Origin of the sequence: Bradyrhizobium lablabi, from assembly GCF_018131005.1 — a bacterium.
Classification (GTDB): Bacteria; Pseudomonadota; Alphaproteobacteria; order Rhizobiales; family Xanthobacteraceae; genus Bradyrhizobium; species Bradyrhizobium lablabi_D.
The window spans coordinates 260,177-283,613 of record NZ_JAFCJK010000004.1; the positions used below are offsets into that span (position 1 = coordinate 260,177).

Genomic DNA, 23,437 nt, shown 5'->3' on the forward strand with positions numbered 1-23,437 from the left:
CACGGGATGCGTGGTTATTTCGCAGGGGCAGGATTGATGGTTGCGGTCGCGACCGTGGCTGGCAGCGCCATGGCGCAGAGCGTGATCAAGATCGGTGAAATCAACAGCTATTCGCTGTTGCCGGCATTCACCGAGCCCTATCGCAAGGGCTGGCAGCTCGCAGTCGAAGAGATCAATGCCGCCGGCGGCATCAACGGCAAGAAGCTCGTGGTCATTTCAAAGGATGACGGCGGCAAGCCCGCCGACGCGCAAACCGCAGCGAACGAGCTGGTGTCAAGCGAGAACGTCGCGATGCTCGCGGGCACGTTCCTCTCCAACATCGGCCTTGCCGTCAGCGACTTCGCAAACCAGAAGAAAGTGTTTTTCCTCGCCGCCGAACCGCTCACCGACGCCATCACCTGGTCCAAGGGCAACCGCTACACGTTCCGCCTGCGTCCGTCCAACTACATGCAGGCGGCGATGTTGGTGGAAGAGGCCGCGAAGCTGCCGGCGAAGCGCTGGGCCACGATCGCGCCGAACTATGAATACGGCCAGTCCGCAGTTTCGGTGTTCAAGAAGCTGATGTCGGAGAAGCGGCCCGACATCCAATGGGTTGACGAGCAGTGGCCGCCGCAGGGCAAGATCGATGCGGGGCCGGTGGTGCAGGCGGTTGCCGCCGCCAATCCGGAAGCGATCCTCAACGTCACCTTCGGCGCCGACCTCGTCAAGCTCGTGCGCGAGGGCAACACCCGCGGCCTGTTCAAGGATCGCAAGGTGGTGAGCTTCCTGACCGGCGAGCCGGAATATCTTGATCCGCTCAAGGACGAGACGCCGGAAGGCTGGATCGTGACCGGCTATCCCTGGTACTCGATCAAGACGCCGGAGCATGAGGCGTTCCTGAAAGCCTATCAGGCCAAGTACAACGACTATCCGCGGCTCGGCTCGATCGTCGGCTATCAGACCATCAAGTCGGCGGCCGCGATTCTGGCAAAGGCGAACTCGACCGATCCGGAAAAGCTGATCGCGGCGACCGAGGGCCTGTCGGTGCCGTCGCCGTTCGGCGAGATCACCTTCCGCAAGATCGACCACCAGTCCACGCTCGGAGCGTTCGTCGGCAAGACCGCGCTGAAAGCCGGCAAGGGTCTGATGGTGGACTCGGTTTATCGCAGGGGCTCGGACTATCTGCCGAGCGACGCCGAGATCGAGAAGATGCGGCCGAAGGATTGAGGCCCATCCTTCGTCGCCCGCGTAGGGTGGGTTAGCCGCAGGCGTAACCCACCACCTCGCGGCGCAAATGGAATCGGCGGGTTACGCTGCGCTAACCCGCCCTACACAGCGACGTTTGAATGCGACGTCTCCCCTGCAAATGGGGCGACGTGAAGCAAACTCCAACGCGGACCGCCTATGGCCTTTTACGTCGCCCAGTTCCTGACCGGCCTTGCCAGCGCGGCGTCGCTGTTCCTGGTCGCGTCCGGCCTGTCGATCATCTTCGGCGTGACGCGGATCGTGAATTTTGCCCACGGCGCCTTCTATATGCTCGGCGCCTATGCCGCCTTCACGCTGACCGAGCGCTTTTCCGGCGCGCTCGGCTTCTGGGGCGGCATCGTTGCCGCGGCGCTGATCATCGCCGCGGTCGGGGTGCTGGTGGAGATGGTGCTGCTGCGGCGCATCTATCATTCACCCGAATTGTTCCAGTTGCTCGCGACCTTCGGCCTCACGCTGATGGTCGAGGATGTTGTCGTGCTGATCTGGGGTCCGGACGATCTGCTCGGCCGCCGGGCGCCAGGTTTCAAGGGCGCGGTCGATTTCTTCGGCCAAAGCATTCCAAGCTATGACCTGTTCCTGATCGTGCTCGGGCCCGTCGTGCTCGGCGTCCTCTGGCTTTTGTTCCAGCGCACACGCTGGGGCATCCTGGTGCGCGCGGCAACGCAGGACCGCGATATGGTCGCCGCACTCGGCGTCAATCAGAAATGGCTGTTCACCAGCGTATTTGCCCTCGGCGTTTTCCTTGCCGCGCTCGGCGGCGCGCTGCAGATTCCGCGCGATGCCGTCAATCACGCGATGGATCTGCGCGTCATCGTCGAGGTCTTCGTCGTTGTCGTGATCGGCGGCCTCGGCAGCATCATCGGCGCCTTTGTCGCGGCCGTGCTGGTGTCGGAGCTCAACGCCTTCGGCATCCTGATATTCCCAAAGATCTCCATCATCCTGGTGTTCCTGGTGATGGCAGTAGTGTTGATCGTCCGCCCGTGGGGCCTGTTCGGGAGGCCGGAAGCGCCGGCGCGCCGCACGCCCGGCCTCACCGTCAATCCGTGGCGGCCGCTGACGACGAACGAACGTCTTGTCGCGCTCGCGGCGCTGGCCGTGGCCGCCGCTTTGCCGCTCGTTGCCGGCAATTACGTGCTGACCGTCGGCTCAGAGATCGCGGTCTTCGTGATCTTCGCGGTCAGCCTGCATTTCCTGATGTCGGTCGGCGGGCTCGCATCCTTTGGGCATGCCGCCTACTTCGGCCTCGGCGCCTACGGCGTCGCGTTCCTTGCCAAGCTGGCCGGGCTGCCGACGATCGTCTCGCTGCTGCTCGGACCGATGCTCGGGCTGCTCGGCGCCGCCGTGTTCGGCTTCTTCGCCGTGCAGCTCTCCGGGGTCTATTTCGCGATGCTGACGCTCGCCTTTGCCCAGATCGTCTGGTCGATTGCCTTTCAGTGGGTCTCGGTCACCGGCGGTGACAACGGCATTCTCGGCGTCTGGCCGGATAAATGGGCGGCGACCCCGTCGCATTTCTATTGGCTGTCGCTGGGTGTCGCGGCGCTCGTGGTCGTGATCCTGCGCGTCATCGTATTCTCGCCGTTCGGGTTCGGGCTGCGCGCCACGCGGGATTCGCCTCTGCGCAGCGAAGCGATCGGCATTAACGTCAAGCGCATCCAGTGGACCGCCTTCGTGATCGCGGGCACCGTCGCCGGATTGGCGGGCGCGCTGTTCGCCTATCTCAAGGGCAGCGTCTTCCCGGACAATATGGGCATCTCGCTGTCTGTGGATGCACTCGTCATGGTGCTGCTCGGCGGCGTCGAGACGGTGTCGGGTCCGGTGATCGGAGCCATTGTCTACAAGGCGCTCAACATCTGGCTGGTGAGCCAGACCGATCTCTCCAAGCTCGTGCTAGGCGCCTTCGTGGTGCTGATCGTGGTCGCGTTCCCGAAGGGTATCGTCGGCACGCTGGAAGCGATCATGCAGCGCGGGCGCAAGTCTGCCTCCTCGGCTTCGCCGCTGCTCACCTCCCGCATCGAGACTGCCGAATGAGCATGGTTCCCACATTGCTATCGGTTGAGGGGCTAACCAAATCCTATGGTGGCGTGCACGCCGTGCGCGGCGTTTCGTTCGATCTACGCGCCGGCGAGATCCTGGCGCTGATCGGGCCAAACGGTGCCGGCAAGAGCACCTGCTTCGACATGCTCAACGGCCAGAACATTCCGGATTCCGGCGGCATCCGCGTTCTGGGCGAGGAGACGACCGGCAGGAAGCCGCGCGTGATCTGGCGGATGGGCGTGGGCCGCACCTTCCAGATCACCGCGACATTCCCGACCATGACGGTGCGTGAAAACGTGCAGGTCGCGCTGGTGTCGTATGGCCGGCAGCTCTTCAATCTGTGGAGCTCGACGGCGCGCTACGCGCGCGAGGAGGCGGGGCGCCTGCTCGATCTGGTCGGCATGGGAGCCTATGCCGGGCGCCCGTGTGGCGAACTCGCCTATGGCGACCTCAAGCGGTTGGAGCTTGCGATCGCGCTTGCAAACCAGCCGAGGCTGCTCCTGATGGACGAACCGACCGCCGGCATGGCGCCGCGCGAGCGCATCGAGCTGATGCGGCTCACCGCGCGGATCGCGCGGGAGCAAGCGATCGGGGTGCTCTTCACCGAGCACGACATGGACGTGGTGTTCGAGCACGCCGACCGCATCCTGGTGCTTAACCGCGGCACTTTGATCGCCGAGGGCTCGCCCGAAGAGGTTCGGGGCAACGCCCAGGTCCGCGCCATCTATCTTGGCGAGGGCCTGGTCTACGACGCGCGCCACCGCGACGGAGCGCACGCATGAAGCTCACCGTGAAGGATCTCAACAGCTTCTACGGTCCCGCGCATATCCTGTTCGACATCGCGCTCGAGGTTGGCGACGGCGAGGTGGTTGCTCTGCTTGGCCGCAACGGTGCGGGCAAGTCGACAACGTTCCGCTCCATCGTCGGCCTGGTCGAGAACCGCTCGGGCCAGATCGTGTTCGAGGGCAGGGATGTCTCGCGCGAGCCGACGCACGCCATCGTGCGCGGAGGGCTCGGCTATGTGCCGGAAGAGCGACGCATCTTCACAGAGTTGACGGTCGAGGAGAATCTCGAAGTCGGCCGCCAGCCGAGACGGCCCAATGCGCCGCAATGGGACCGCGAAAAGCTGTTCAAGCTGTTTCCCAATCTCGGCGAGATGCGCGGACGGCCCGGCGGGCGGATGAGCGGCGGTGAACAGCAGATGCTGACCATCGCGCGCACGCTGATGGGCAATCCCTCGCTGGTGCTGCTCGATGAGCCGTCGGAAGGACTCTCGCCAAAGATTGTCGAGCAGATGGTCGATGCGATCCTGGCGATGAAGAAGGAGGGGGTGAGCATCGTCGTCTCCGAACAGAATCTGCATTTCGCGCGGCTGATCTCGGATCGCGCCTATATCATCGAGCGCGGCCGTATCTGCTTCGGCGGTACAATGGCCGAGCTCGACGCGCGTCCCGATGTCCGCGACGCGCATCTGTCGCTGTAAGGGCGGACAATGGTCAGGAATGGTGCACAGAGGCGAGGCGTGAAGGCGGCCAAGCCGATCTACGTGCTCGACGAGCAGATCGGTTTCATCCTGCGCCAGGTTTCCCAGCGCCATGCCGTGATTTTTGCCCGCGACATCGGCATCAACCTGACGCCGACGCAATGGGCTGCGCTGTCCAAGCTGTGGCAGGTCGGTCCATGCTCGCAGAACCAGCTCGGGCGGCTGACCTCGATGGACGTCGCGACCATCAAGGGCGTGATCGACCGCCTCACTGCGCGGGGCCTGACCGAGACATCGCCCGACCCCGACGACGGCCGTCGCCTGCTCGTCAGTCTCACGCGGTCGGGCCAGCAACTGGCCGAGAAAGCTGCGCCGAATGCGCTGGCGATTTCCAAGGAGACACTCGCGCCGCTGGATGCGAAAGAGCGCGACACGCTGATCGCGCTGCTGAACAAGCTGCGGTGAGCTAGCCGGCGAGGCCGAGCGCCAGGGCGACGGCGCCCACCAGCACGAGGCTGGCCGCCCAGATGGCATCCAGATTGAACCAGCTGCGGGACAGGAATTTGAGACCGAGATAGCGGTAGACCAGCCACGCCAGGCACCCGCCGGCGGCGACCATCGCGCCGGCATGGACGACGGACACCAACACGGCCATCGTGAGATTGGCGTCGATCAGCGCGCCCGCCGCCTCGTGGCCTTTATCGGCCTCCGCTCCCCGGCAAAGCCCGAGATAGATCGGCACCAACATTAGCGCCGCACCGTGGGCAATCGCCACCGCAAAGGACCAGAACGCCAGTTGCGTCGGCCGTATCCGCGCCAATGCCCTTGGATGACGCCTGTCGACAAGCCGATAGATGCCGAAGGAGATGACAAGGAGGCTTGCGCCAATCCGGATCGCCCGCTGCCATTCGACGAGGGCGACCAGCAGTGCGAATGGAAGGATCACGAGCAGCATTGCGAGCAGGTGGCCGATCGCGAGCGGTCCGAGCGCGGCGACGAGGGCGCGCGAACTTCGTTGCATCAATCCGGCCGAAACGGCGAGCGGCCACCCCATTCCCGGGTTGATCCCGTGGTAGAGGCCGCTCGCGATGACTGCCAGCCACAACCAAGCCGGCGTCCAGTCGACTGCACTCACATTCAGGCCGATGGATAGCAGAACGAATCTGTCGAACAGTCGCCGCCGTCGAGCCGGATCTGGTGCGCCCGATAACCATCGGGGAAGCTGACCCAGTAGTCCTTTGCCAATTCGAGGCCGCCGCCGGGGCTTGCTTGTGCCATCACGCCGGCGCCGGGAACGCCCTGCGGATAGAACTGGTCGTCCCAAGTCGAGTAGAGCGAATTGGTCCAGTAGACGCGCTTGCCGTCGCGGCTGATCTCGACCATTTGCGGCCCGCCTGCAAATACCTGTCCATTCGGGTGAGGCGCCCGGTTGGCAATGCCGCCGATGCGGACCGATCCGGCGAGCTTAAGCTTTCGAGGATCGCTCACATCATATTGGCGCATCTCGCCGGTGCCCCAGCAAGCGACGTAAAGGAACTTGTCGTCCATCGACAGGTCGATGTCGGTCACCAGTGGCGGCACGGCGCCAAAGCCCTGCAGGAGCGGCGGCAACTGGTCCTTCGGTGCGGGCTCGGGCGGGATCGTCGCCGTCTTCTCGATGTGAAACTTGCCGCCTTCGCGCCACCAGGTCCAGATCGAGCCCTCGAGGTTTGTGGTATCGACCACCACGCCGACGAAGCCGTATTCGCGAACCGGGTCATGCGCGGGACGAACTTCCAGCGCCATCTGATGGTTGGCGCCGAGATCGATGGTCTGGACATTGCGGCGGGCCCGCAGATCCCAGAAATGGAGTCGATGCCCATATTTGTTCGACAGCAGATCCTCCGGCACGATTCCGTTCTCGAACTGCGGCGGCAAGGCCCACTCGCTGCTCACCATGTAGTCGCGCGGCAGGTTCCACCAGAAGTCGTAGTGCTTGGTCTGGGGGCCACGATCGATCTCCCAGCGCCCAAGCACCTCGAATGTCTCGCAGTCCATGATGAAGATACCGGGCGGCCCATCGGTGCCGTCCTTGCCGCCGCCGCCGAGCGTGCTGATGTAGATACCTTCCGGCCCGCAATGGATCGTATGCGGCCGCGAGTAGCCGGTCTTCTTGAAGACTTCTTCGGGCTCGATGATCTTGTGAATCTTGGCCTGCGTCGGATCGGGCTTGGTGTCGACGACGTAGATCCTGGAAGACCGCATGCCGGGGATGATCAGATAGCGGCGCTCGATGAAGGCGTGTCCTGCAAGCGGGGACAGGGCCGATGAGCAGGCGTTCCAACCGAAATGGTGAAACTCGTCGCCCTTGTTCGGCATCGTCACGGTATGGACGATCTTGCTGTAGGTCGGCGAGCCCGGCTTGACGTCGATGACGGCGAGCGCGTCGGGCTTGGAGAAGTCCGGGCTAAGCAGCACGGTGTAGGCGAAGTTCTCTGCCGGAGCTTCCATCGCAAGCTTCGGCGACGCGTGAAACGTGGGATCTGGCCTCATCGTCATCGTGCAGCCTCCTATTTGCCTGGTGTGGACCAACGTGGCGCGGCGGCATGCAGCAGCAAGCAACTAATCCGGATCGTTGATTGCCTCTTGGGAGTGTCGCCGGCTAGGTTCGCTTGCGCTCACAATACACTCCGATGATGACGCGCGAAAGCCACGCGGGGAGGGCAAAGGCGCGCAGCATCGCGCCGAACGATCCAGCACTCCGCTCGTGATGGTGGGCGCGCTCCGCTTTGCCCACCCTGGGGTCGTTGTCCTCTGGACTACTTGGCCATGATCTCCGGCACCTTACCGGCCGGCGGCGTATTGCGGCTGCGCTGGGTGCGGACGATGCCGTCGATGATGGTCATGCCGATGCCGGGGAGATCGCCAAGCTGCACACTCTCCAGGATATTCCTGCCCGGTGAATGCTGAGCCTTGTCCATCAGCACGAAGTCGGCGGAACGGCCGACCTCGATCAGGCCGCAGTCGAGCTGCCGCATCCGCGCGGTGTTGCCGGTCGCAAGGCAGAAGGCGAGCTCGGCGGGCAGGTCGCCGAGCGACGACAGCATCGACACCATGCGCAGAATGCCGAGCGGCTGAACGCCGGAGCCGGCCGGCGCGTCGGTGCCCAGAATGACGCGGGAAAGATCGCCCATTTCGCGCGCGATGCGCAGCGTGAACAGCGCCGAGCGCTCGTTGCCGTTGTGAACCAGTTCGAGCCCGCGCTTGCAGCCCTCGCAGATGCAGCGGATCTGGTCGTCGGGAAGCGCGGTGTGGCCGCCATTGATGTGGCCGACTACGTCAGTGTCGGCTTCGAGCACCACATCCTTGTCGATCAGGCCGGAGCCCGGGATCGACGGACCTCCAGTGTGGATCGTGCTCTGAATGCCGTACTTGCGCGCCCAGCCGACCATTTTCCGCGCGGTAGGGCCGTCCTTGACGCCGCCGAGTCCGACCTCGCCGAGCAGCTTGACGCCGGCGGCGGCCATCTCCTTGAAGTCGTCCTCGACCATCTCGCATTCGATCACCGGCGCGCCGGCATGCACCTTCACGCCGCCGGGGCGAAGCGTCCAGAACGCGCGCTGCGCGAACACCGCCATCGCTTTCAACCCGACCACGTCGCGGGGACGGCCGGGCGTGTGCACCTCTCCGGCGGAGATCATGGTTGTGACGCCGCCATGGAGGTAGCTGTCGATCCAGTTGATCTGGTTCTGCCGCGGAGTCCAGTCGCCGGCGACCGGGTGAACGTGGCTGTCGATCAGGCCGGGAGCGACCGTCGTGCCATTGGCATCGACGATTGTGGTGGCGCCTTCGACGTCGACATCCTTGGCGCGTCCGACCGCCGTGATCCTGCCGTTCTCGGCAACGATCGTATCGGCATCCAGGATCGGCTTCTCCAAGGCCCCCGACAGCAGAAGCCCGATATTGCGGATCACCAGCTTGCTGGGGCCGGTGGCCTGGGGCGCATCATGGGCCATGGGGCGTTTCCTTCCGTTCACTGAAATTGCTGGCGAATTTGAGCCCGGCTTGACTTTTCGATCAAGCCGGATTATTCGTTTGTATACGAATGATCGTATACAAACGATCTGGCCGTCAACGGGCTTGGAGCCCGGCCCGTTCCAGCGGGGATCAGGGATCAGGGATCAGGGAATGATGGGATGAGCAATTTCAACCAGGAAAGCGTCGTCAGCGTTCAGCACTGGACCGACACGCTGTTCTCCTTCACCACCACCCGCAATCCCTCGTTCCGTTTTCGCAACGGCGAGTTCACCATGATCGGGCTCAAGGTCGGCGAGAAGCCGCTGTTGCGGGCCTACAGCGTCGCCAGCGCGAATTACGAGGACACGCTGGAATTCTTCTCGATCAAGGTTCCGGACGGCCCGCTCACCTCGCGCCTCCAGCACCTGAAGGAGGGTGACGAGATCATCGTCAGCCGCAAGGCGACCGGCACGCTCGTGATTGACAATCTCGAGGATGGCCGCAATCTCTATCTGGTCGGCACCGGCACAGGCCTCGCTCCGTTCCTCAGCCTGATCAAGGATCCCGAGACCTATGATCGCTTCGAGAAAGTCGTGCTGCTGCATGGCTGCCGCCGCGTCAAGGAACTCGCTTATGGCGAGATGGTCACCGAAAAGCTGCCAAACGACGAATTGATCGGCGAACTCGTGCGCGAGCAGTTGATCTATTACCCGACCGTGACGCGCGATCCGTTCCGCAACCGCGGCCGGATCACTGACCTGATCACCTCCGGTAAGCTGTTCAGCGACATCGGCCTGCCTGCGCTTGATCCCGCGCATGACCGCGTAATGATATGCGGCTCGCCGGCGCTGGTGCAGGACACCCGCGCGCTGCTCAACGGCCGCGGTTTTGTCGAAGGCAACCACGGTGAGCCCGCGCAATTCGTGGTCGAGAAGGCGTTCGCGGAGCGCTGACTTCCCGCGTCACAATCAGCTTTCGATCCTCATCCTTCGAGACGCTTGCTCTGCAAGCTGCTCGGACGAGGGGCTGGCGCCGTCCCCTTGATCACGGCCTGACTGCCGGCGCCTCCATCTTCATCCCCTGCGCGCGCGACATCAAATAGAGCTCGAGTTCGACCAGTTCCGGCGAGCCCCAGTCATAGGCTTGCGCGCGGACGCCGGTGATGCAGGCGCGCAGCCGCCGCTGCAACGAGCCCAGTGATTGCCATTCCAGCCGGTAAAGCGGATAGCCGGTCGGATGTGCTTGCGTGATCGCGGACCCCGCGAGTTTCTTGTCCCAATTATCGTCGTGGCAGTTGATGCAGCCGAGATTGAGCTGGCCCTGCCGCTGCATGAACAGTTCCCGTCCCTTCTCGACGAACGGCGCCAGTTTCGGATCGCTACCGGCCTCGATCGGCATGCCGCGCGATTGCCGCGCGACATAGGCGGAAAGCGCGAGCAGGTCGCGGCTTTCGTAAGCAAACGGCGACGCCTGCTGATGATTGGTGCGGCAGAGATTGATGCGCTGCTCGAGATCGACCGGCCTGCCGAGCGTCTTCTCGAAGGCGGGATAGTGCGCCGCGACGCCCTTCATGCTGGCGCGAGCGTCATTGTGGCAATCGGCGCAGGCCTTGTCTGCAGCACCCGCCCTTCGTTTCCAGAGGGCTTCGCCGTCGAGCACCCAGAGCATGCCCGGGTTGGCGGTGTCCTCATCCTGCATCGCCTCGGTATCCGCCGTCATGAAGCTGTAGCCGGAGCGTCGCTCGGCTTGCGGGATCTCGGCGGCAACGGCCGCGCCCGCCAGCGTCGTTAGGACCGCGATGCAGCCGAGAAGCTTCATTCGACTGTGATCGAAGCCGACGCGGTTTCCGAGAATCCCTTGTCGCCGATCCATTCGAATTCGAACTTGCCGCTTTCGGTCACGGTGGTGAAGAAGGTGATGAATGGATTCGCGGCAATCGCCGGGTAGAGGTCGGTGCGGAAGATCTCGGTGCCGTTGTAGCGGCAGGTGAAGCTCGTGATGATGTCGCGCGGCACCACCTCGCCTGAAGCGGTGTGGCGGTAGCCGGTTTCCATGATGTGCGACATCAAGGTCTTGATCTCGATGATGTCGCCGCGCTTCGCCTTGGCGGGGACGTTGATCAGGGCGGAGGGCATCAGATCGCCTCCTCGGTGCAGGCGGCAAGCGTCACCACGACGTCGGCGGTCGCCGACCAGAACGTATCGTCGGAGAGACGCGCGATCGCGACCACCTTCTGACTGTCGGCGAGACGGATGCGGGTCGACACCTGCGCGCGGCCGGCGTGCGGACCGAGATAGAAATTGCCGATATTGGGCTGTGGGTTTTTCTCGTTGAAGACGTGGATGCTCTTTACATAGTGATCCGCCGTCATCGGGCTTGCAATGCTGACCGTCATTGGCACCGTATTGCCGTTCTCGACCAGCGGCGGGATGTCGAGCTTGACCTTGCCGGTCCGCACATTGGCCTCGCCGACGATGTTGCGGATTGCGGACGACAGCATCGCCGGCGTTGCGTCGGCCGGCCGCACGGTTACGATGGGCACCCCGCCTAGCGCGACGGCGCCGCCGGCAAGGCCCAGAAAGGTTCGGCGCGTGGTGTGGTTCGCATTCGCCATCACTTGCCCTTTGTCTGAAAATGATCCTTTCGGCAATCGACTCCAGCCTTTCCGGATCACGCGCTAGTCCCTCAGCGTCGCCAGATACGCCACGATATCCTCGATCTGTTCCGCCGACAGGATCGGCTTGCCCCGCCAGGAGGTGCCGACACGATTGAGCCCGTCCACGCGATAATAGGAGGGCATGATGGTCGCGGCATTGAGGCGCGAGGCGTCCACCAGCCGCAAGCGTAATTGCCCTTCCGACCAGCGGCCACCACTGCCGGACAGATTTGGCGCGAGGTCGCCCTGGAATTTCTGCTCGGGAAATGGGCCGCTGTGACAGAGGATGCAAGTGCTGGCGCGCTCAACCAGCAGCGCTCGTCCACGTGCGGCGTCGCCCCTGGTTCCCGTCAACGACTCCGGAACGGCGTCGCCGACGACCGAGTAGGGGCGCACACCCTGCGCCGCGGCAGTCCAGGGCAAGCCCAGCAAGGCCGCCGCGAACGACGTGATGATGGCCACCCTAGCCAAAGGTGTTCACCGTGATGGTCTGGAACCAGTCCAGCGCCTGTTCGGCCTCGCGCCGGCGCACCTCGCGCGTCGCCTCGACCGGGCTGGTCGTCACCTCGGCCTCGGCATATTGGTCATCCCTGGGTTGATAGATTCCCCGGAGTGAAAACGCGTAGCCCGGTGCAACCGTGTTGTAGCAGGCACCGTTCAGCCGCGGCGTGTCCGGCGGCTTTCCCGCGAACGCGTTCACGATGGCCGCGGCACACGCCTCGCCTTGCGCGCCAGCCGCGGAGGCGGATTTCGGGATGCCTCCGGCAATGCAGGCGTCGCCGATGACATGGATATCGGGCACGAGCTTTGATGCGAAAGTGACGGGATCGATCGGGCACCAGCCGGTGTGGTCGGCCGCCCCGGCGATCGCGGCAATGTGGCCAGCTCGTTGTGGTGGGATAACGTTGGCGACGTCGGCGGTGTAGTTGCCGAAGTCGGTGACGATTTCGTTGGTGGCCGGATTGACCGACGTGACGCGCCCACCCTGCGACAGCGCGACGCGCTCGATCATGCCGGGATAGAGCTCCTGCCACGCGTTCTCGAACAGTTTCTGCTGCGAATAATTGTCCTTGGCGTCGAGGATCAGGATCTTCGAGCGCGGCTTTTTCGTCTTCAGGTAATGCGCGATCAAGCCGGCGCGCTCGTAGGGTGCAGGCGGGCAGCGCAACGGCGCGGCAGGGACGGCGATCACAACGAGGCCGCCATCGTTCATCGCCTCGATCTGTCGGCGCAGCAGCGCGGTCTGCTCGCCGGCCTTCCACGCATGCGGCATCTTCGCTGATGCGGCCTCGTCGTAGCCAGGCATGGCGTCGAAGCGCATGTCAATGCCTGGCGACAGCACAAGGCGGTCGTAGGGGAGCGTGCTGCCATCGGCGAGGCCGATGGTGCGCGCATGCGCATCGACCTTCGCCGCGGCCTGTGCGACGACGGCGACACCATCGGCCGCGATCCGGTCGTAGCCGAATTGCTGCTCGGAGAGTTCGCGCAAGCCCGCGATGACCTCGTTGCTAAACGGGCAGGCGACAAACGTCCTGTTCGGCTCGATCAGCGTGACCTGCAGCTTTGGATCGAGCCGCCGCAGCGCCCGCGCGCAAGCCGCGCCGCCGAAGCCGCCGCCGATCACAGCGACCCGCGGAGAGGCTTGCGCAAATGACGGCTGCGGCAACGCCGCCGCGATGACGGCAACTCCGCGGACGACATCCCTGCGCGTCGGGCGACGCGTGACGGTCATGCACGATATTCCGGCAAGGGGAACGGCGGCCGGGTGGCCGCCGTTCGTTGTTTGATCAGGCGAAGGTGATGTTCTGGTTGCGCAGCGGGATCGAGCGGATCCGCTTACCCGTCGCCGCGAAATAGGCGTTGAGCACCGCGGGCGCGGCGACACCGATGGTCGGCTCGCCGACACCGCCCCAGAATCCGCCGCTCGGGACCATCACCGCTTCGACCTTCGGCATTTCGTTGATGCGCATCGAGTTGTAGGTGTCGAAGTTGGTCTGCTCGATGCGGCCGTCCTTCACGGTGCAGCCGCCGTAGAACAGCGCGCTCAGGCCGTAGACGAAGGATCCGGCGATCTGGCGTTCCACCTGCGCCGGATTGACGATATAGCCGGGATCAGTGGAGGCGACGATGCGATGGACCTTGATCTTGCTGCCGTCGGTCACCGAAATCTCGGCGGCGCCGGCCACATAGCTGCCATAGCCCATCACCTGCGCGATGCCGCGATAGACCCCCTGCGGCGCGGGCTTGCCCCAGCCGATCTTCTCGGCCACGGCATTGAGCACGGCGAGGTGCTTGGGATGCTTGCCCATCAACTTGCGGCGGAATTCGAGCGGGTCCTGGCCTGCGGCCTGAGCCAACTCGTCCATGAAGCATTCCATGTAGATCGCGTTGTGATTGACGTTGACGCCGCGCCAGAAGCCCGGCGGCACGTGCGGATTGCGCATCGAATGCTCGACCAGCAAATTCGGCACCGAATAGCCGATCGCCGCCTCGCCCGTTTGCGCCACGCCCTGGAACGCGGCCGGGTCCATGCCGCTCTGCAGGGCTTCGGGGCGCACCGAGAACAGGATCGATTGCCCTGACAGCCGGTAGTGCAGCGCGACCAGATTGTTGTCGGCATCGAACGCACCCGTCAGCTTGCATTGCGTGACCGGGTGATACTTGCCGTGCGCCATGTCCTCTTCGCGCGACCACAACAGCTTGATCGGAGTGCCCGGCATCTGCTTGGCGATTGCGACCGCCTGGCGAACATAGTCCGTCATGCCGCGTCGGCCGAAGCCGCCGCCGAGCATCAGCTTGTGCACCTCGCATTTCTCGGCCGGGAGGCCGGAAGCTTCCAGCGTCGCCGCGAAAGCCGCCTCGCCATTTTGCGTGCCGCACCAGACCTCGCACTTGTCCGCCGTGTAGAGCGCGGTGGCGTTCATCGGCTCCATCGTGGCATGGTTCTGATAGGGATAGTTGTAGACTGCCTCGATCTTCCTGGCGGCGCCGGCGATGGCCGCCTTGGCGTCGCCGTTCTGGTTTCCGACATAGGCGGGCTGCGCGTTGTCGAGGCCTTCGGCGAGCCACTTCGCGATCGAATCGCTGGAAACCTTGGCGTTGTCGCCTTCGTCCCAGACGATCGGCAGCGCTTCCAGCGCGGTCTTGGCGTGCCACCAGGTGTCGGCGACAACGGCGACCGCGGTATCGCCGACTTTGACGACCTTCTTGACGCCCTTCATGCTGGCGATCTTGGCGTCGTCGTAGCTTTTCACTTTGCCACCGAACACCGGGCAATCCTTGATCGCGGCGTTCAGCATGCCCGGCAGCTTGACGTCGATGCCGTAGATCATCGCACCGGTGGTCTTGTCGGCGGTATCGAGCCGCTTCAATCCCTTGCCAGCGACCTTCCAGTCCTTCGGGTCCTTCAGCTTGACGTCGGTCGGTGGCTCAAGCTTCGCGGCCGCTTCAACGACCTTGCCGTAGGTCGTGGTCCTGCCGGACGGCGCATGAGTGATGACGCTGTTGGACGCTGTGCATTCCGAGGACGGCACCTTCCATTCATTGGCCGCCGCCTGGATCAACATCATGCGCGCGGTCGCGCCGCCCTTACGGACATAGTCCTGCGAGGTGCGGATGCCGCGGCTGCCTCCGGTCGAGAAATCGCCCCAGACGCGCTTGCGGGCGACGCTCTGGCCGGGGGTCGGATATTCGGTCGTCACCTTCGACCAGTCGCATTCGAGCTCCTCGGCGACAAGCTGGGCGAGGCCCGTGAGCGTGCCCTGGCCCATCTCGGAGCGGGCGATGCGGATTACGACGGTGTCGTCGGGCCGGATCACGACCCAGGCGTTGATTTCGGGCGAGCCGTCCGCGGCGCGTACCACGGTCGGGCCCCCGAAGGGGATGTCGAGGCCGAGCGCGAGGCCGGCGCCGGCAGCGGCCGCGCCGATTACGAACACACGGCGGTTGAGCTTTGGCATGACATGCTGATTCATTGCTGCCTCCTTAAACGTTCGCGGCAGCATGGATCGCCTCGCGCACCTGCTGGAAGGTGCCGCAACGGCAGATATTGGTGATTGCTTCGTTAATGTCGTCGTCGGTCGGTTTCGGCTTCTCCTTCAGGAGCGCAGCCACCGCCATGATCATGCCGCTCTGGCAGTAGCCGCATTGTGGGACGTCGTTGGCAATCCAGGCCAGTTGCACCTTGTGCAGGGCGCCGTTGGCGCCGAGGCCTTCGATGGTGGTGATCTGCTTGCCGACGGCCTCGCTAACCGTCACGCCGCAGGAGCGCATCGCGACGCCGTCGATGTGCACGGTGCAAGCGCCGCATTGCGCGATGCCGCAGCCGTATTTGGTCCCCGTCAGTCCGACATTCTCTCGAATCGCCCACAGCAGAGGCGTGTCATCCTCGACTTCTACGTTGATTGTTTTGCCATTGATATTGAGGTTTGCCATCGCGTTCCCCTGATTGGTCCAATCCTCCGACTGGACTTCAACGCAATGTTGGCCCTGAAACTCGAATGATTCAAATCAAGAAAATACGTGAGCGACGCGGAAGAAAAATGATAGTGCGGGGTTGAGGCGGGGGTCGCGTTCAACGCATAGCTGTCATGTCCGTTGCGACGAACCGACAACGAGCCGCAGGAAGCTCATGACGCCGCCGAGCGCGGCGAAGCCTGCACCGAGCGCAAGCGCGATCGTCGCTCCTTCGCGGTCGGCCAGCGCAAAACATAGGGCTGCGAGTGCCGCGCCGGTGGTCTGCCCGATCAGCCGCGCGGTCGCTACGATACCGCTGGCGCTGCCGCTGCGATGGGCCGGTGCGCTCGACATGATCGCCTTCATGTTGGGCGTCTGGAAGAAGCCGAACCCGATGCCGCATATCACCATGCGCCAGACGATGTTGGCGACGCTGGGCTCGGCGGGCAGAGTCGCCAGCAACACCATGCCGACCCCGAGCAGCAGCATACCGATGCCGCCAAGAATCCCTGCGGGATAACGGTCGGCGAGGCGCCCGCCGATCGGCGCCATGAAGGCCACGACCAGCGGCCAGGGCGTCATGAAGAAACCGGTCTCGACCTGCGAGCGGCGCAGTATGTCCTCGAAATAGAATGGCAGTGACACAAAGGCGAGCCCCTGCACAGCGAATGAGCAGACCGCGGTGGCCGCTGACAGCGCGAAGATCGGGCGGCGGAACAGGTCGATCGGCAGCATCGGCGCGGGATGATCGGCGTGCCGCCGGGTAAGGATCCAGCCGAAGATCAACGCGCCTGCGAGTTCGGTGATCACCAGCGCCGGCGATGTCCTGTGGGCCGCGCTTCCGATGCCGATAATGAAGAGGCCGAGACAGGCGGAGGCGAGCACCGCACCGGTGAAATCGAAGCCGTGGCCGGCGCGCGGCGTGGCCGGCAGCGTTTTCATCCCGATCACCAGCGCGATCACGCCGAAGGGGATGTTGACGGCGAACAGCCAGGGCCACGGTCCGAGGGCAAGGATTCCGGAAGCAATCGTCGGCCCCAGCGTGAAGGCGGTCGCAACCACCAGCGCATTGTAACCGAAGGCGCGGCCGAGCAACCGGCTTGGATAGGCGAAGCGCACCAGCGCTGAGTTCACGCTCATCAGGCCGCTCGCGCCGAGCCCTTGCAGGATGCGGGCGACCAGAAGGCTCGGCAGCGACCATGCCAGTGCACAGCCGAGCGACGCCAGTGTGAACACGAGCAGGCCGACGAGATAGATACGCTGGTGCCCGACGATTTCGCCGAGCGCACCGAGCGGCAGCAGGGTCGCGACCAGAGCGATCTGGTAGACATTGACGACCCAAACGACCTCGGCCGGGCTGACGTGAAGATCGTTGGCGATTGCGGGCAGGGCGATGTTGGCGATCGCCGTATCGAGCGAGGCCATCGCCAGCGCCGTGAAAACCGCCGCCACAGCCCAGCGCCGGCGTTCCGGCGGCAGGCCGTCCATGGCAGGCGGAGTGTTCACCCTCGCCGCGACCGTATCCAACATCCTGAAAGATTCTCCGCCAGACCGCCGAACGGCGCCTCGGTGGCATTTAATACAGCAGCGGAGCCGGCCCCACAGACGCCGCTGCATGATGCATATGCGAAAGAAGATCATCCGCGGCAAATTGGCCGCCGACTTTCGACTAGCTTTGCGCCACCGGAGCGATGGACTACGCTTGGCATACAAGGCGGCCGCTACGTCAGAATGAGGCCGCAGGAGGGGAAACGCATTGCACGGACAGGCGGACCGGCGCAACGAGGTCACGCGTGGCGCCAGCGAGGGAACTCGTCGGCGTGTGGTCACGGGCGTGTGGGTCGCGACGCTGCTGGCGATTCTGACGTTTCTCGTCATCTATCCGGTTTTCATGCTGCTGCTCGGCGCCCTGACCGACACCAATCCGGTGGTCGACGGCATCGGGCTGAGCGGCCTCTCGATCGCCAATTTCCTCACCGTGCTGGCGAACCCGAATGTCGGCGAGGCGCTGCTAAACACGTTGATCGCCTGCGGCGGTGGCACGGCAATCGCGGTCGCGATCGGGCTGTTGTTCTCCTGGATCGTGGTTCGCACCAATACGCCGTTCAAGGGCTTCATCGCCGCGGCCAGCATCCTGCCGCTGTTCGCTCCGCCGCTGGTCGCGGGCGTCGCCTGGGCCATCCTCGGTTCACCCAAGACGGGGCTCATCAACACGGTTTTCAAATGGATGGGATCCGACTTCCGCGTCGACTTCTATTCGATGTGGGGGCTGGTGTTCGTGTTCGGCATCTACTATGCGCCCTATGTCTACATGTTCACCTCGTCGGCGCTGCGGAACATGGATCCGAGCCTGGAGGAGGCCGCCGAGATCGCCGGCGCCAGCGCGTTCGCAACGCTGTTCACGGTGACGTTCCCTTTGATCATGCCGGCGATCGTCTCGGGCATGCTGCTATCCTTCATCGTGATGCTCGGCATCTACGGCATCCCGGCGGTGCTGGGCGCGCCGACCAATCTCAATGTGCTCACGACCTATATCTTCAAGCTCACCAATTGGTCGCCGCCGCTTTACAACACCGCGGCCGCCGTCGCGATCGTGCTGATGGTGGTGACGGGGCTGCTCGTCTATCTGCAGCAGAAGGTGCTCAGCGGGCGCAGCTACACCACCGTCGCCGGCAAGGCGTTTCGGCCGCGCAGCCTCAATCTTGGACCGTGGCGCTGGTTCACCTTCGCCATAGGGATCGTCTATCTCCTGATCGTCGTGGTGCTGCCGTCGCTGGCATTGATCGTCGCCGCCTTCCGCAAGTTCATGTTCATCCGCGACGTCGCGAGCCTGTTCGACATGCGGCAATACTCGCTGATGCATTTCGAGGCCATCTTCGACAATCCGCTGACGATAAGGTCGATCTACAATGCGGTCGAGGTCGGCATCATCACCGCGATCATCGGCGGCGCGCTCGCCTTTGCGATCGGTTACACCATCCATCGTACGCAGGTGCCGGGCCGCCGCAGCATTGACTTGATCTCGACCCTGCCGGTTGCGATTCCCGGGCTCGTGGTCGGCGTCGCCTATCTCTGGGCCTGGATCGGTGTGCCCGGCGGGCTCTACGGCACGATCTGGATTCTGGCGCTGGCCTTCATCGCGCGCTTCATGCCCGACACGGTGAAGGCGCTGTCAACCTCGTTCCTGCAGATACATCGCGAGCTCGAGGAGGCGGCCTGGGTCTGCGGCAAGGGCATGCTCGCCACGATCAGGACGGTCGTGCTGCCGTTGGCGCGGCCAGGCGTGCTGGCGTCCATGACACTGCTGTTCGTGCTGGCGATCCGCGAGCTCGGCTCATCGCTGTTTCTCTACACCAGCAACACCATGGTGATGTCGGTCTTGCTGCTCGACTATTACGAGGGCGGCAATATCGGAAAGACGGCGGCGTTCAGCCTGGTGCAAACCGTGCTGCTTGGCGTTCTCATCGGCGGCGCCAATTGGCTGTCGCGCGGATCGGCGCAGGGCAGCGTGGCCCGAACCGGATAACAACAAAGCGAGGGAGGATTGGCGATGGATAGACGGACTTTCACCGCGTTGGCCTTGGCCGGAGTCGCGGCGCTCGCGTTGGCGCCGGTCGCGCAGGCGCAGGAGTTCGGATCCCCGGAACTGGTCGCTGCCGCCAAGGCCGAAGGCAAGCTCGTCTACTATACGGCCAATTTCGCCGAGATCGAGCAGCAGGTCATCAAGGCCTTCAACAAGCGCTTTCCCGAGATCAAGATCGAGATGGTGCGCGCGCCCGGCGGCCAGCTCATTACTCGCGTGAAGACGGAAGCCGCCGCCGGCAAGCTGATTGCCGACGTGGTCGATCACTCCGATCGCGCGCTGATGCAACCGCTGGAAGACCTGTTTCAGGACTATGCGCCGCCGAACGCGGCCGATTACAGCAAGGATGCGTTGATCTCGCCAAAACTCTGGCCGCGCGCCACCATCGCCTGGTCGATCGCCTACAACACCGAGCTTGTGAAGGATCCGCCGAAGTCGTGGAAGGACCTGACGCAGTCGAAATACGACAAGATGACGGGACAGGTGTTCGCGCAGTCCGGCGGCACGACCTGGACGCGGATCATGTTTGAGCGCCAGGTGTTGGGAGAGGACTATTGGGCCAAGCAGGCGGCCACCCATCCGGTGCTCTATCCCTCCGGCGCGCCTATGGCGGATGCCCTCGTGCGCGGCGAGGTCGCGATGGGGCCGCTGCTCTACAACGTGATCTACCAGAAGAAAAAAGACGGCGCGCCGATCGAGATCTTCTTTCCGCCCGAGGGTTCGCCGGTCAACCCTTATGCCACCGGCATTCCCAAGACAGCCGCGCATCCCAACGCGGCAAAGCTGTTTCTGAACTGGTGCCTGTCCAAGGAGGGGCAGACGTTCATGATCAAGGAGCTCGGCAATCTCACCTCGCTGAAGGAGCCGCCAGCCTATCCTGAAGGGTTCGATCCCAAGGTGGTCAAGGTCTGGTACCCCAAGTTCGACGATTACGTGAAATTGCACGGCGCCTGGGTTTCCGACTGGGACAAAACATTTGGATACCGGCAGTAAGTAAGCGACGCGGGTGCAACGATGACGGCGACGCTCGAGGTCACCGAGCTCAGAAAACAGTTCGCGGTCGGCCGTCCGGCCGTCGATGGCGTCAGCTTTGCGGTCCCGGCGGGCGAGATCGTGGTGTTGCTCGGGCCGTCCGGCTGCGGCAAGACCACCACCTTGCGCTGTGTTGCCGGGCTCGAGCATCCGACCGGCGGCGAGATCAGCATCTCCGGCCGGGTGGTGTCCTCGCCGGCACGGGGCATTTTGGTTCCGCCGCGCTCGCGCGATCTCGGCATGGTGTTCCAGTCCTACGCGGTGTGGCCGCACATGACGGTGCGGCAGAACGTGATCTATCCGCTGAAGCACCGGCCGATGTCGCGCGGTGACGCCAACCGCAACGTCGAGGAAGCGCTGACGCTTGTCGGCCTCTCCGAATATGCCGACCGGCCGGTGGTGGCGCTGTCAGGCGGGCAGATGCAGCGCGTGGCGCTGGCGCGCAGCATCGTCTATCGGCCGCAATTGCTGCTGTTGGACGAGCCGCTGTCGAATCTCGATGCCAAGCTGCGCCTGCGGCTGCGCGACGATCTCCGCGTCATCCTCAAGCAGACCGGCATGACGGCGCTTTACGTCACCCACGACCAGGCCGAGGCGGTTGTGCTCGGCGATCGTATCGGCGTCATGCGCGACGGCAAGCTGTTGCAGATGGATACGCCAGATGCAATCTACAACCGTCCGGCCGATCTGTTCGTCGCCAATTTCACCGGCGCGACAAACGAACTCGCAGGCACGCTGGTTGCGCGCTCCGGCGACTTCGGCGTGGTCGATTTCGGCGACGGCAGGCGGGGCGAGGTTGCCCTGTTTCAGGCGATTGGGCCGGACCAGAAGGTCCGTGTCGCCTTGCGGCCGGAAAACGTCGCGATAGGCCGCCACGACGGCACCAACACGTTCTCGGCGAAAGTGCTCGATCGCCGCTATCAGGGCACGCAAACGGCCTACGGCATCGAACTGTTCGGCAGGCGGCTCGAGGTGATCGAACTTGGAACGGCAGCCCGGCATGAAGTCGGCGTCGAGACTCCGGTCTCTCTGCCACGTGAATGCCTGTGGGCCTATCGCGACACCGGACCGTCGCCCTATGAATAGCGATTGCTGGGCGATCGTCGATATCCGCAATCCTAAGCGTGCGCACCTAATCCCAGGCTCGCATAGATCCGCCGCGCATAGGCGCCGAACTCGTCTGTTGTCTTGATCGGCAGGTCGCGCGGAAAGGGGAGGTCGATCGGGAAGTATTCGGCCATCCGCGCGGGGCCGGCCGTGAGCACGGCGCAATGCGACGCCAGGAACACGGCTTCCTGGATGCTGTGCGTGACGAAGATGATAGTCTTGCCGCTTTCGCGCCAGATGCGCAGCATTTCGAGGTTCATCTGCTCTCGCGTCAGCGCGTCCAGCGCGCCGAACGGCTCGTCCATCAGGATCAACTTGGGATCATGCACGAACGCGCGCGCAATCGCGGTGCGCTGCTGCATGCCGCCGGAGAGTTGCTGCGGATACTTAGCCTCATAGCCGGCGAGGCCGACCAGCCGCAGCAGGTCGCGCGCTCGCTCGCGCGCCGCCTTGATCGGCAGACCAACGATTTCGGCCGGCAGCAGCACGTTGTCGAGGATGGTACGCCATTTCAACAGCAGCGCCTGCTGGAACACCATGCCGATATCGCGCGCGGGATCGAACGGCGTCGTCGTATTGCCGATCTTCACGGTACCGCCATCGGCTCCATGCAGGCCGGCCAGGATCTTCAACACGGTGGTCTTGCCGCAGCCGGACGGACCGACCAGCGACACCAGCTCACCTTCCTGTACGTCCATGGTGACGTCGGACACCGCGAGGAATTCGGCGCCCTTCGACCGATAAACCTTGCGGACGTTGCGCAGGCTGATGAACGGCTCCGCCGTCATGCCAGCCATTTCTGCAAATTGGCGACGACGAAGGGATCGTCGGAGAGATCGGCGTGCTCGCGGCAGACGCGATCGATCTCGGCCATCTGGCCGGGGCTCAGGCCCTCGTCGGGATCGAGGCACCAGATGCCTTCCATCAGCCCCTGGCGCCGCAGGATCTCGTGGCAACCGGCGATGCAGCCGTGGAAATTGTTGGCGACGTCGAAGAAAGCGCTGTTGCAGTCGGTCACGCGGGCATCGAGCGCAAGCAACTCGGCCGGCACCATGTCCTTGTGCCGCGCCGCCTTGCACATCTCGAACTGCTTGATGGCGCTTGCGGTCCAGACCGACCAGTGGCCGAGCAGGCCGCCCTTGAAATAGGTGCGCGTGGTCACACCGTTGTCGCGCAGGTCGAACGGCAGGGTGAGGTCGAGCAGGATATGGTCGTCATTGCCGGTATAGAGCGCGACGCGGTCGAGCGCGCCTGCCGCTGCCACCCCGCGCAGCACGTCGAGCGTGCGGTAGCGGTTGAACGGGGCGATCTTGATCGCGATGGCATTGTCGATTGCCGCAAAGCGCCGCCAGAAATTGGCGCTGAGGATGACGCCGCCGACCGCCGGCTGCAGGTAGAAGCCGACCAGCGGAATCTCCCGCGCAACTGCCTCGCAATGAGCGATGATCTCGTCCTCGGAGGCCGATTTCATCGCGGCGAGGCTGAGCAGGCCGGCGTGATAGCCGATGCCGCGCGCCACACCGGCTTCCGCAGTCGCCTGGCTGGTTGGACCGGCGAGACCCGCGACCATCGCAAGCGGCCGTTTCGTCCAGCTTGCGGCGGTCTCGGCGGCGAGTTCGAGCACCGGCTTGTAGAGGCCGACGTCGCGGATCGCGAACTGCGTGGTGTGGACGCCGACCGCGAGCCCGCCCGCGCCGGCGTCGATGTAGTAGCGCGTCAGTGCGCGCTGATGCCTGGTATCGAGCTTGCGGTTCGCATCGAGCGCGAGCGGGTGTGCGGGCAGCACCGTGCCGTCGGCGATCAGCTTGCGTATCTCGGACTTGATCTCGCTATGATGCATGGCGTG

Annotated in this window: 22 protein-coding genes; 9 read left to right on the plus strand and 13 right to left on the minus strand. The window is 64.1% G+C overall.

Going from position 1 to position 23,437, the window contains the following annotated elements; all coding sequences use genetic code 11:
• The first annotated feature begins 6 nt into the window (after positions 1–6).
• The 5 genes from JQ553_RS14265 to JQ553_RS14285 all read left to right on the plus strand — a co-directional run bounded on the left by JQ553_RS14265 (position 7) and on the right by JQ553_RS14285 (position 5,227).
• The gene (locus JQ553_RS14265; RefSeq protein WP_212500594.1) at positions 7–1,206 is read left to right on the plus strand and encodes an ABC transporter substrate-binding protein; all 1,200 of its coding nucleotides are present in this window, start codon (positions 7–9) and stop codon (positions 1,204–1,206) included.
• A gap of 177 nt (positions 1,207–1,383) precedes the next feature.
• Positions 1,384–3,273: an ABC transporter permease gene (locus JQ553_RS14270; RefSeq protein WP_212500595.1), complete on the plus strand. Its 1,890-nt coding sequence runs from the start codon at positions 1,384–1,386 to the stop codon at positions 3,271–3,273.
• Entirely contained in the window at positions 3,270–4,061 is a 792-nt protein-coding gene (locus JQ553_RS14275) for an ABC transporter ATP-binding protein (RefSeq protein WP_212500596.1), read from the plus strand. The genes JQ553_RS14270 and JQ553_RS14275 overlap by 4 nt, the downstream gene beginning before the upstream one ends.
• Positions 4,058–4,762 carry an ABC transporter ATP-binding protein gene (locus tag JQ553_RS14280; RefSeq protein ID WP_212500597.1) on the plus strand — a complete coding sequence of 235 codons (705 nt, stop codon included), beginning with the start codon at positions 4,058–4,060 and terminating at the stop codon, positions 4,760–4,762. The genes JQ553_RS14275 and JQ553_RS14280 overlap by 4 nt, the downstream gene beginning before the upstream one ends.
• Before the next feature lie 9 nt (positions 4,763–4,771).
• The gene (locus JQ553_RS14285; RefSeq protein ID WP_212500598.1) at positions 4,772–5,227 is read left to right on the plus strand and encodes a MarR family winged helix-turn-helix transcriptional regulator; all 456 of its coding nucleotides are present in this window, start codon (positions 4,772–4,774) and stop codon (positions 5,225–5,227) included.
• Position 5,228: 1 nt separating this feature from the next.
• Here JQ553_RS14285 and JQ553_RS14290 read toward each other — a convergent pair whose 3' ends face one another.
• The 3 genes from JQ553_RS14290 to JQ553_RS14300 form a co-directional block, all read right to left on the minus strand.
• Positions 5,229–5,897 (minus strand): hypothetical protein, encoded by a 669-nt coding sequence (locus tag JQ553_RS14290; RefSeq protein WP_212500599.1) that lies wholly within the window; start codon positions 5,895–5,897, stop codon positions 5,229–5,231.
• Between the two features lie 2 nt (positions 5,898–5,899).
• Positions 5,900–7,300, minus strand: a complete 1,401-nt coding sequence (locus tag JQ553_RS14295; protein ID WP_212500600.1) for a selenium-binding protein SBP56-related protein — start codon at positions 7,298–7,300, stop codon at positions 5,900–5,902.
• 260 nt (positions 7,301–7,560) lie between these two features.
• Positions 7,561–8,757 (minus strand): amidohydrolase family protein, encoded by a 1,197-nt coding sequence (locus JQ553_RS14300; protein WP_212500601.1) that lies wholly within the window; start codon positions 8,755–8,757, stop codon positions 7,561–7,563.
• A gap of 180 nt (positions 8,758–8,937) precedes the next feature.
• Here JQ553_RS14300 and JQ553_RS14305 point away from each other — a divergent pair, with 180 nt between their 5' ends.
• Positions 8,938–9,711 (plus strand): ferredoxin--NADP reductase, encoded by a 774-nt coding sequence (locus JQ553_RS14305; protein ID WP_212500602.1) that lies wholly within the window; start codon positions 8,938–8,940, stop codon positions 9,709–9,711.
• Positions 9,712–9,802: 91 nt separating this feature from the next.
• On the opposite strand, the gene soxA is transcribed toward JQ553_RS14305, so the two are convergent.
• From soxA to JQ553_RS14345, 8 genes are all read right to left on the minus strand, one after another.
• Complete coding sequence (gene soxA / locus JQ553_RS14310; protein WP_212500603.1) at positions 9,803–10,576, minus strand: sulfur oxidation c-type cytochrome SoxA; 774 nt, start codon at positions 10,574–10,576, stop codon at positions 9,803–9,805.
• The gene (gene soxZ / locus JQ553_RS14315; protein ID WP_212500604.1) at positions 10,573–10,893 is read right to left on the minus strand and encodes a thiosulfate oxidation carrier complex protein SoxZ; all 321 of its coding nucleotides are present in this window, start codon (positions 10,891–10,893) and stop codon (positions 10,573–10,575) included. The genes soxA and soxZ overlap by 4 nt, the downstream gene beginning before the upstream one ends.
• Complete coding sequence (locus JQ553_RS14320) at positions 10,893–11,372, minus strand: SoxY-related AACIE arm protein (protein ID WP_212500605.1); 480 nt, start codon at positions 11,370–11,372, stop codon at positions 10,893–10,895. The genes soxZ and JQ553_RS14320 overlap by 1 nt, the downstream gene beginning before the upstream one ends.
• A gap of 63 nt (positions 11,373–11,435) precedes the next feature.
• Positions 11,436–11,885 carry a sulfur oxidation c-type cytochrome SoxX gene (gene soxX, locus JQ553_RS14325; protein ID WP_409363061.1) on the minus strand — a complete coding sequence of 150 codons (450 nt, stop codon included), beginning with the start codon at positions 11,883–11,885 and terminating at the stop codon, positions 11,436–11,438.
• Positions 11,878–13,146: an FCSD flavin-binding domain-containing protein gene (locus tag JQ553_RS14330; RefSeq protein WP_212500606.1), complete on the minus strand. Its 1,269-nt coding sequence runs from the start codon at positions 13,144–13,146 to the stop codon at positions 11,878–11,880. Before JQ553_RS14330 ends, soxX begins: the two co-directional genes overlap by 8 nt.
• A 55-nt stretch (positions 13,147–13,201) precedes the next feature.
• On the minus strand, positions 13,202–15,388 hold the full coding sequence (locus tag JQ553_RS14335) for a molybdopterin cofactor-binding domain-containing protein (protein ID WP_212500607.1): 2,187 nt from the start codon (positions 15,386–15,388) through the stop codon (positions 13,202–13,204).
• A gap of 10 nt (positions 15,389–15,398) precedes the next feature.
• Positions 15,399–15,848, minus strand: coding sequence for a (2Fe-2S)-binding protein (locus JQ553_RS14340; protein WP_212500608.1), 450 nt, complete (start codon positions 15,846–15,848; stop codon positions 15,399–15,401).
• 153 nt (positions 15,849–16,001) lie between these two features.
• Positions 16,002–17,399 (minus strand): MFS transporter, encoded by a 1,398-nt coding sequence (locus JQ553_RS14345; protein ID WP_212500609.1) that lies wholly within the window; start codon positions 17,397–17,399, stop codon positions 16,002–16,004.
• A gap of 226 nt (positions 17,400–17,625) precedes the next feature.
• On the opposite strand from JQ553_RS14345, the gene JQ553_RS14350 reads away from it, so the two are divergent.
• Genes JQ553_RS14350 through JQ553_RS14360 form a run of 3 tightly spaced genes read left to right on the plus strand, consistent with a single transcriptional unit; the run spans position 17,626 to position 21,570 of the window.
• Complete coding sequence (locus JQ553_RS14350) at positions 17,626–19,395, plus strand: iron ABC transporter permease (RefSeq protein ID WP_212500610.1); 1,770 nt, start codon at positions 17,626–17,628, stop codon at positions 19,393–19,395.
• Between the two features lie 24 nt (positions 19,396–19,419).
• A complete protein-coding gene (locus JQ553_RS14355) occupies positions 19,420–20,445 on the plus strand; it encodes an ABC transporter substrate-binding protein (protein WP_249144276.1) in 1,026 nt (341 codons plus the stop codon).
• A gap of 21 nt (positions 20,446–20,466) precedes the next feature.
• Positions 20,467–21,570: an ABC transporter ATP-binding protein gene (locus JQ553_RS14360; protein ID WP_212500611.1), complete on the plus strand. Its 1,104-nt coding sequence runs from the start codon at positions 20,467–20,469 to the stop codon at positions 21,568–21,570.
• A 32-nt stretch (positions 21,571–21,602) separates the two neighbouring features.
• Here the strand turns inward: JQ553_RS14360 and JQ553_RS14365 are convergent, their stop codons facing one another.
• Together JQ553_RS14365 and JQ553_RS14370 are read right to left on the minus strand one after the other, a co-directional pair.
• Positions 21,603–22,388: an ABC transporter ATP-binding protein gene (locus JQ553_RS14365; protein WP_212500612.1), complete on the minus strand. Its 786-nt coding sequence runs from the start codon at positions 22,386–22,388 to the stop codon at positions 21,603–21,605.
• Positions 22,376–23,431, minus strand: coding sequence for a dihydrodipicolinate synthase family protein (locus JQ553_RS14370; protein ID WP_212500613.1), 1,056 nt, complete (start codon positions 23,429–23,431; stop codon positions 22,376–22,378). Before JQ553_RS14370 ends, JQ553_RS14365 begins: the two co-directional genes overlap by 13 nt.
• Positions 23,432–23,437 lie beyond the last annotated feature (6 nt).

Coding starts and splice junctions, on each gene's coding strand:
- JQ553_RS14265 (WP_212500594.1), top strand. CDS start 7: ATGCGTGGTTATTTCGCAGGGGCAGGATTGATGGTTGCGGTCGCGACC.
- JQ553_RS14270 (WP_212500595.1), top strand. CDS start 1,384: ATGGCCTTTTACGTCGCCCAGTTCCTGACCGGCCTTGCCAGCGCGGCG.
- JQ553_RS14275 (WP_212500596.1), top strand. CDS start 3,270: ATGAGCATGGTTCCCACATTGCTATCGGTTGAGGGGCTAACCAAATCC.
- JQ553_RS14280 (WP_212500597.1), top strand. CDS start 4,058: ATGAAGCTCACCGTGAAGGATCTCAACAGCTTCTACGGTCCCGCGCAT.
- JQ553_RS14285 (WP_212500598.1), top strand. CDS start 4,772: ATGGTCAGGAATGGTGCACAGAGGCGAGGCGTGAAGGCGGCCAAGCCG.
- JQ553_RS14295 (WP_212500600.1), bottom strand. CDS start 7,300: ATGACGATGAGGCCAGATCCCACGTTTCACGCGTCGCCGAAGCTTGCG.
- JQ553_RS14300 (WP_212500601.1), bottom strand. CDS start 8,757: ATGGCCCATGATGCGCCCCAGGCCACCGGCCCCAGCAAGCTGGTGATC.
- JQ553_RS14305 (WP_212500602.1), top strand. CDS start 8,938: ATGAGCAATTTCAACCAGGAAAGCGTCGTCAGCGTTCAGCACTGGACC.
- soxA (WP_212500603.1), bottom strand. CDS start 10,576: ATGAAGCTTCTCGGCTGCATCGCGGTCCTAACGACGCTGGCGGGCGCG.
- soxZ (WP_212500604.1), bottom strand. CDS start 10,893: ATGCCCTCCGCCCTGATCAACGTCCCCGCCAAGGCGAAGCGCGGCGAC.
- JQ553_RS14320 (WP_212500605.1), bottom strand. CDS start 11,372: ATGGCGAATGCGAACCACACCACGCGCCGAACCTTTCTGGGCCTTGCC.
- JQ553_RS14330 (WP_212500606.1), bottom strand. CDS start 13,146: ATGACCGTCACGCGTCGCCCGACGCGCAGGGATGTCGTCCGCGGAGTT.
- JQ553_RS14335 (WP_212500607.1), bottom strand. CDS start 15,388: ATGAATCAGCATGTCATGCCAAAGCTCAACCGCCGTGTGTTCGTAATC.
- JQ553_RS14340 (WP_212500608.1), bottom strand. CDS start 15,848: ATGGCAAACCTCAATATCAATGGCAAAACAATCAACGTAGAAGTCGAG.
- JQ553_RS14345 (WP_212500609.1), bottom strand. CDS start 17,399: ATGTTGGATACGGTCGCGGCGAGGGTGAACACTCCGCCTGCCATGGAC.
- JQ553_RS14355 (WP_249144276.1), top strand. CDS start 19,420: ATGGATAGACGGACTTTCACCGCGTTGGCCTTGGCCGGAGTCGCGGCG.
- JQ553_RS14360 (WP_212500611.1), top strand. CDS start 20,467: ATGACGGCGACGCTCGAGGTCACCGAGCTCAGAAAACAGTTCGCGGTC.
- JQ553_RS14365 (WP_212500612.1), bottom strand. CDS start 22,388: ATGGCTGGCATGACGGCGGAGCCGTTCATCAGCCTGCGCAACGTCCGC.
- JQ553_RS14370 (WP_212500613.1), bottom strand. CDS start 23,431: ATGCATCATAGCGAGATCAAGTCCGAGATACGCAAGCTGATCGCCGAC.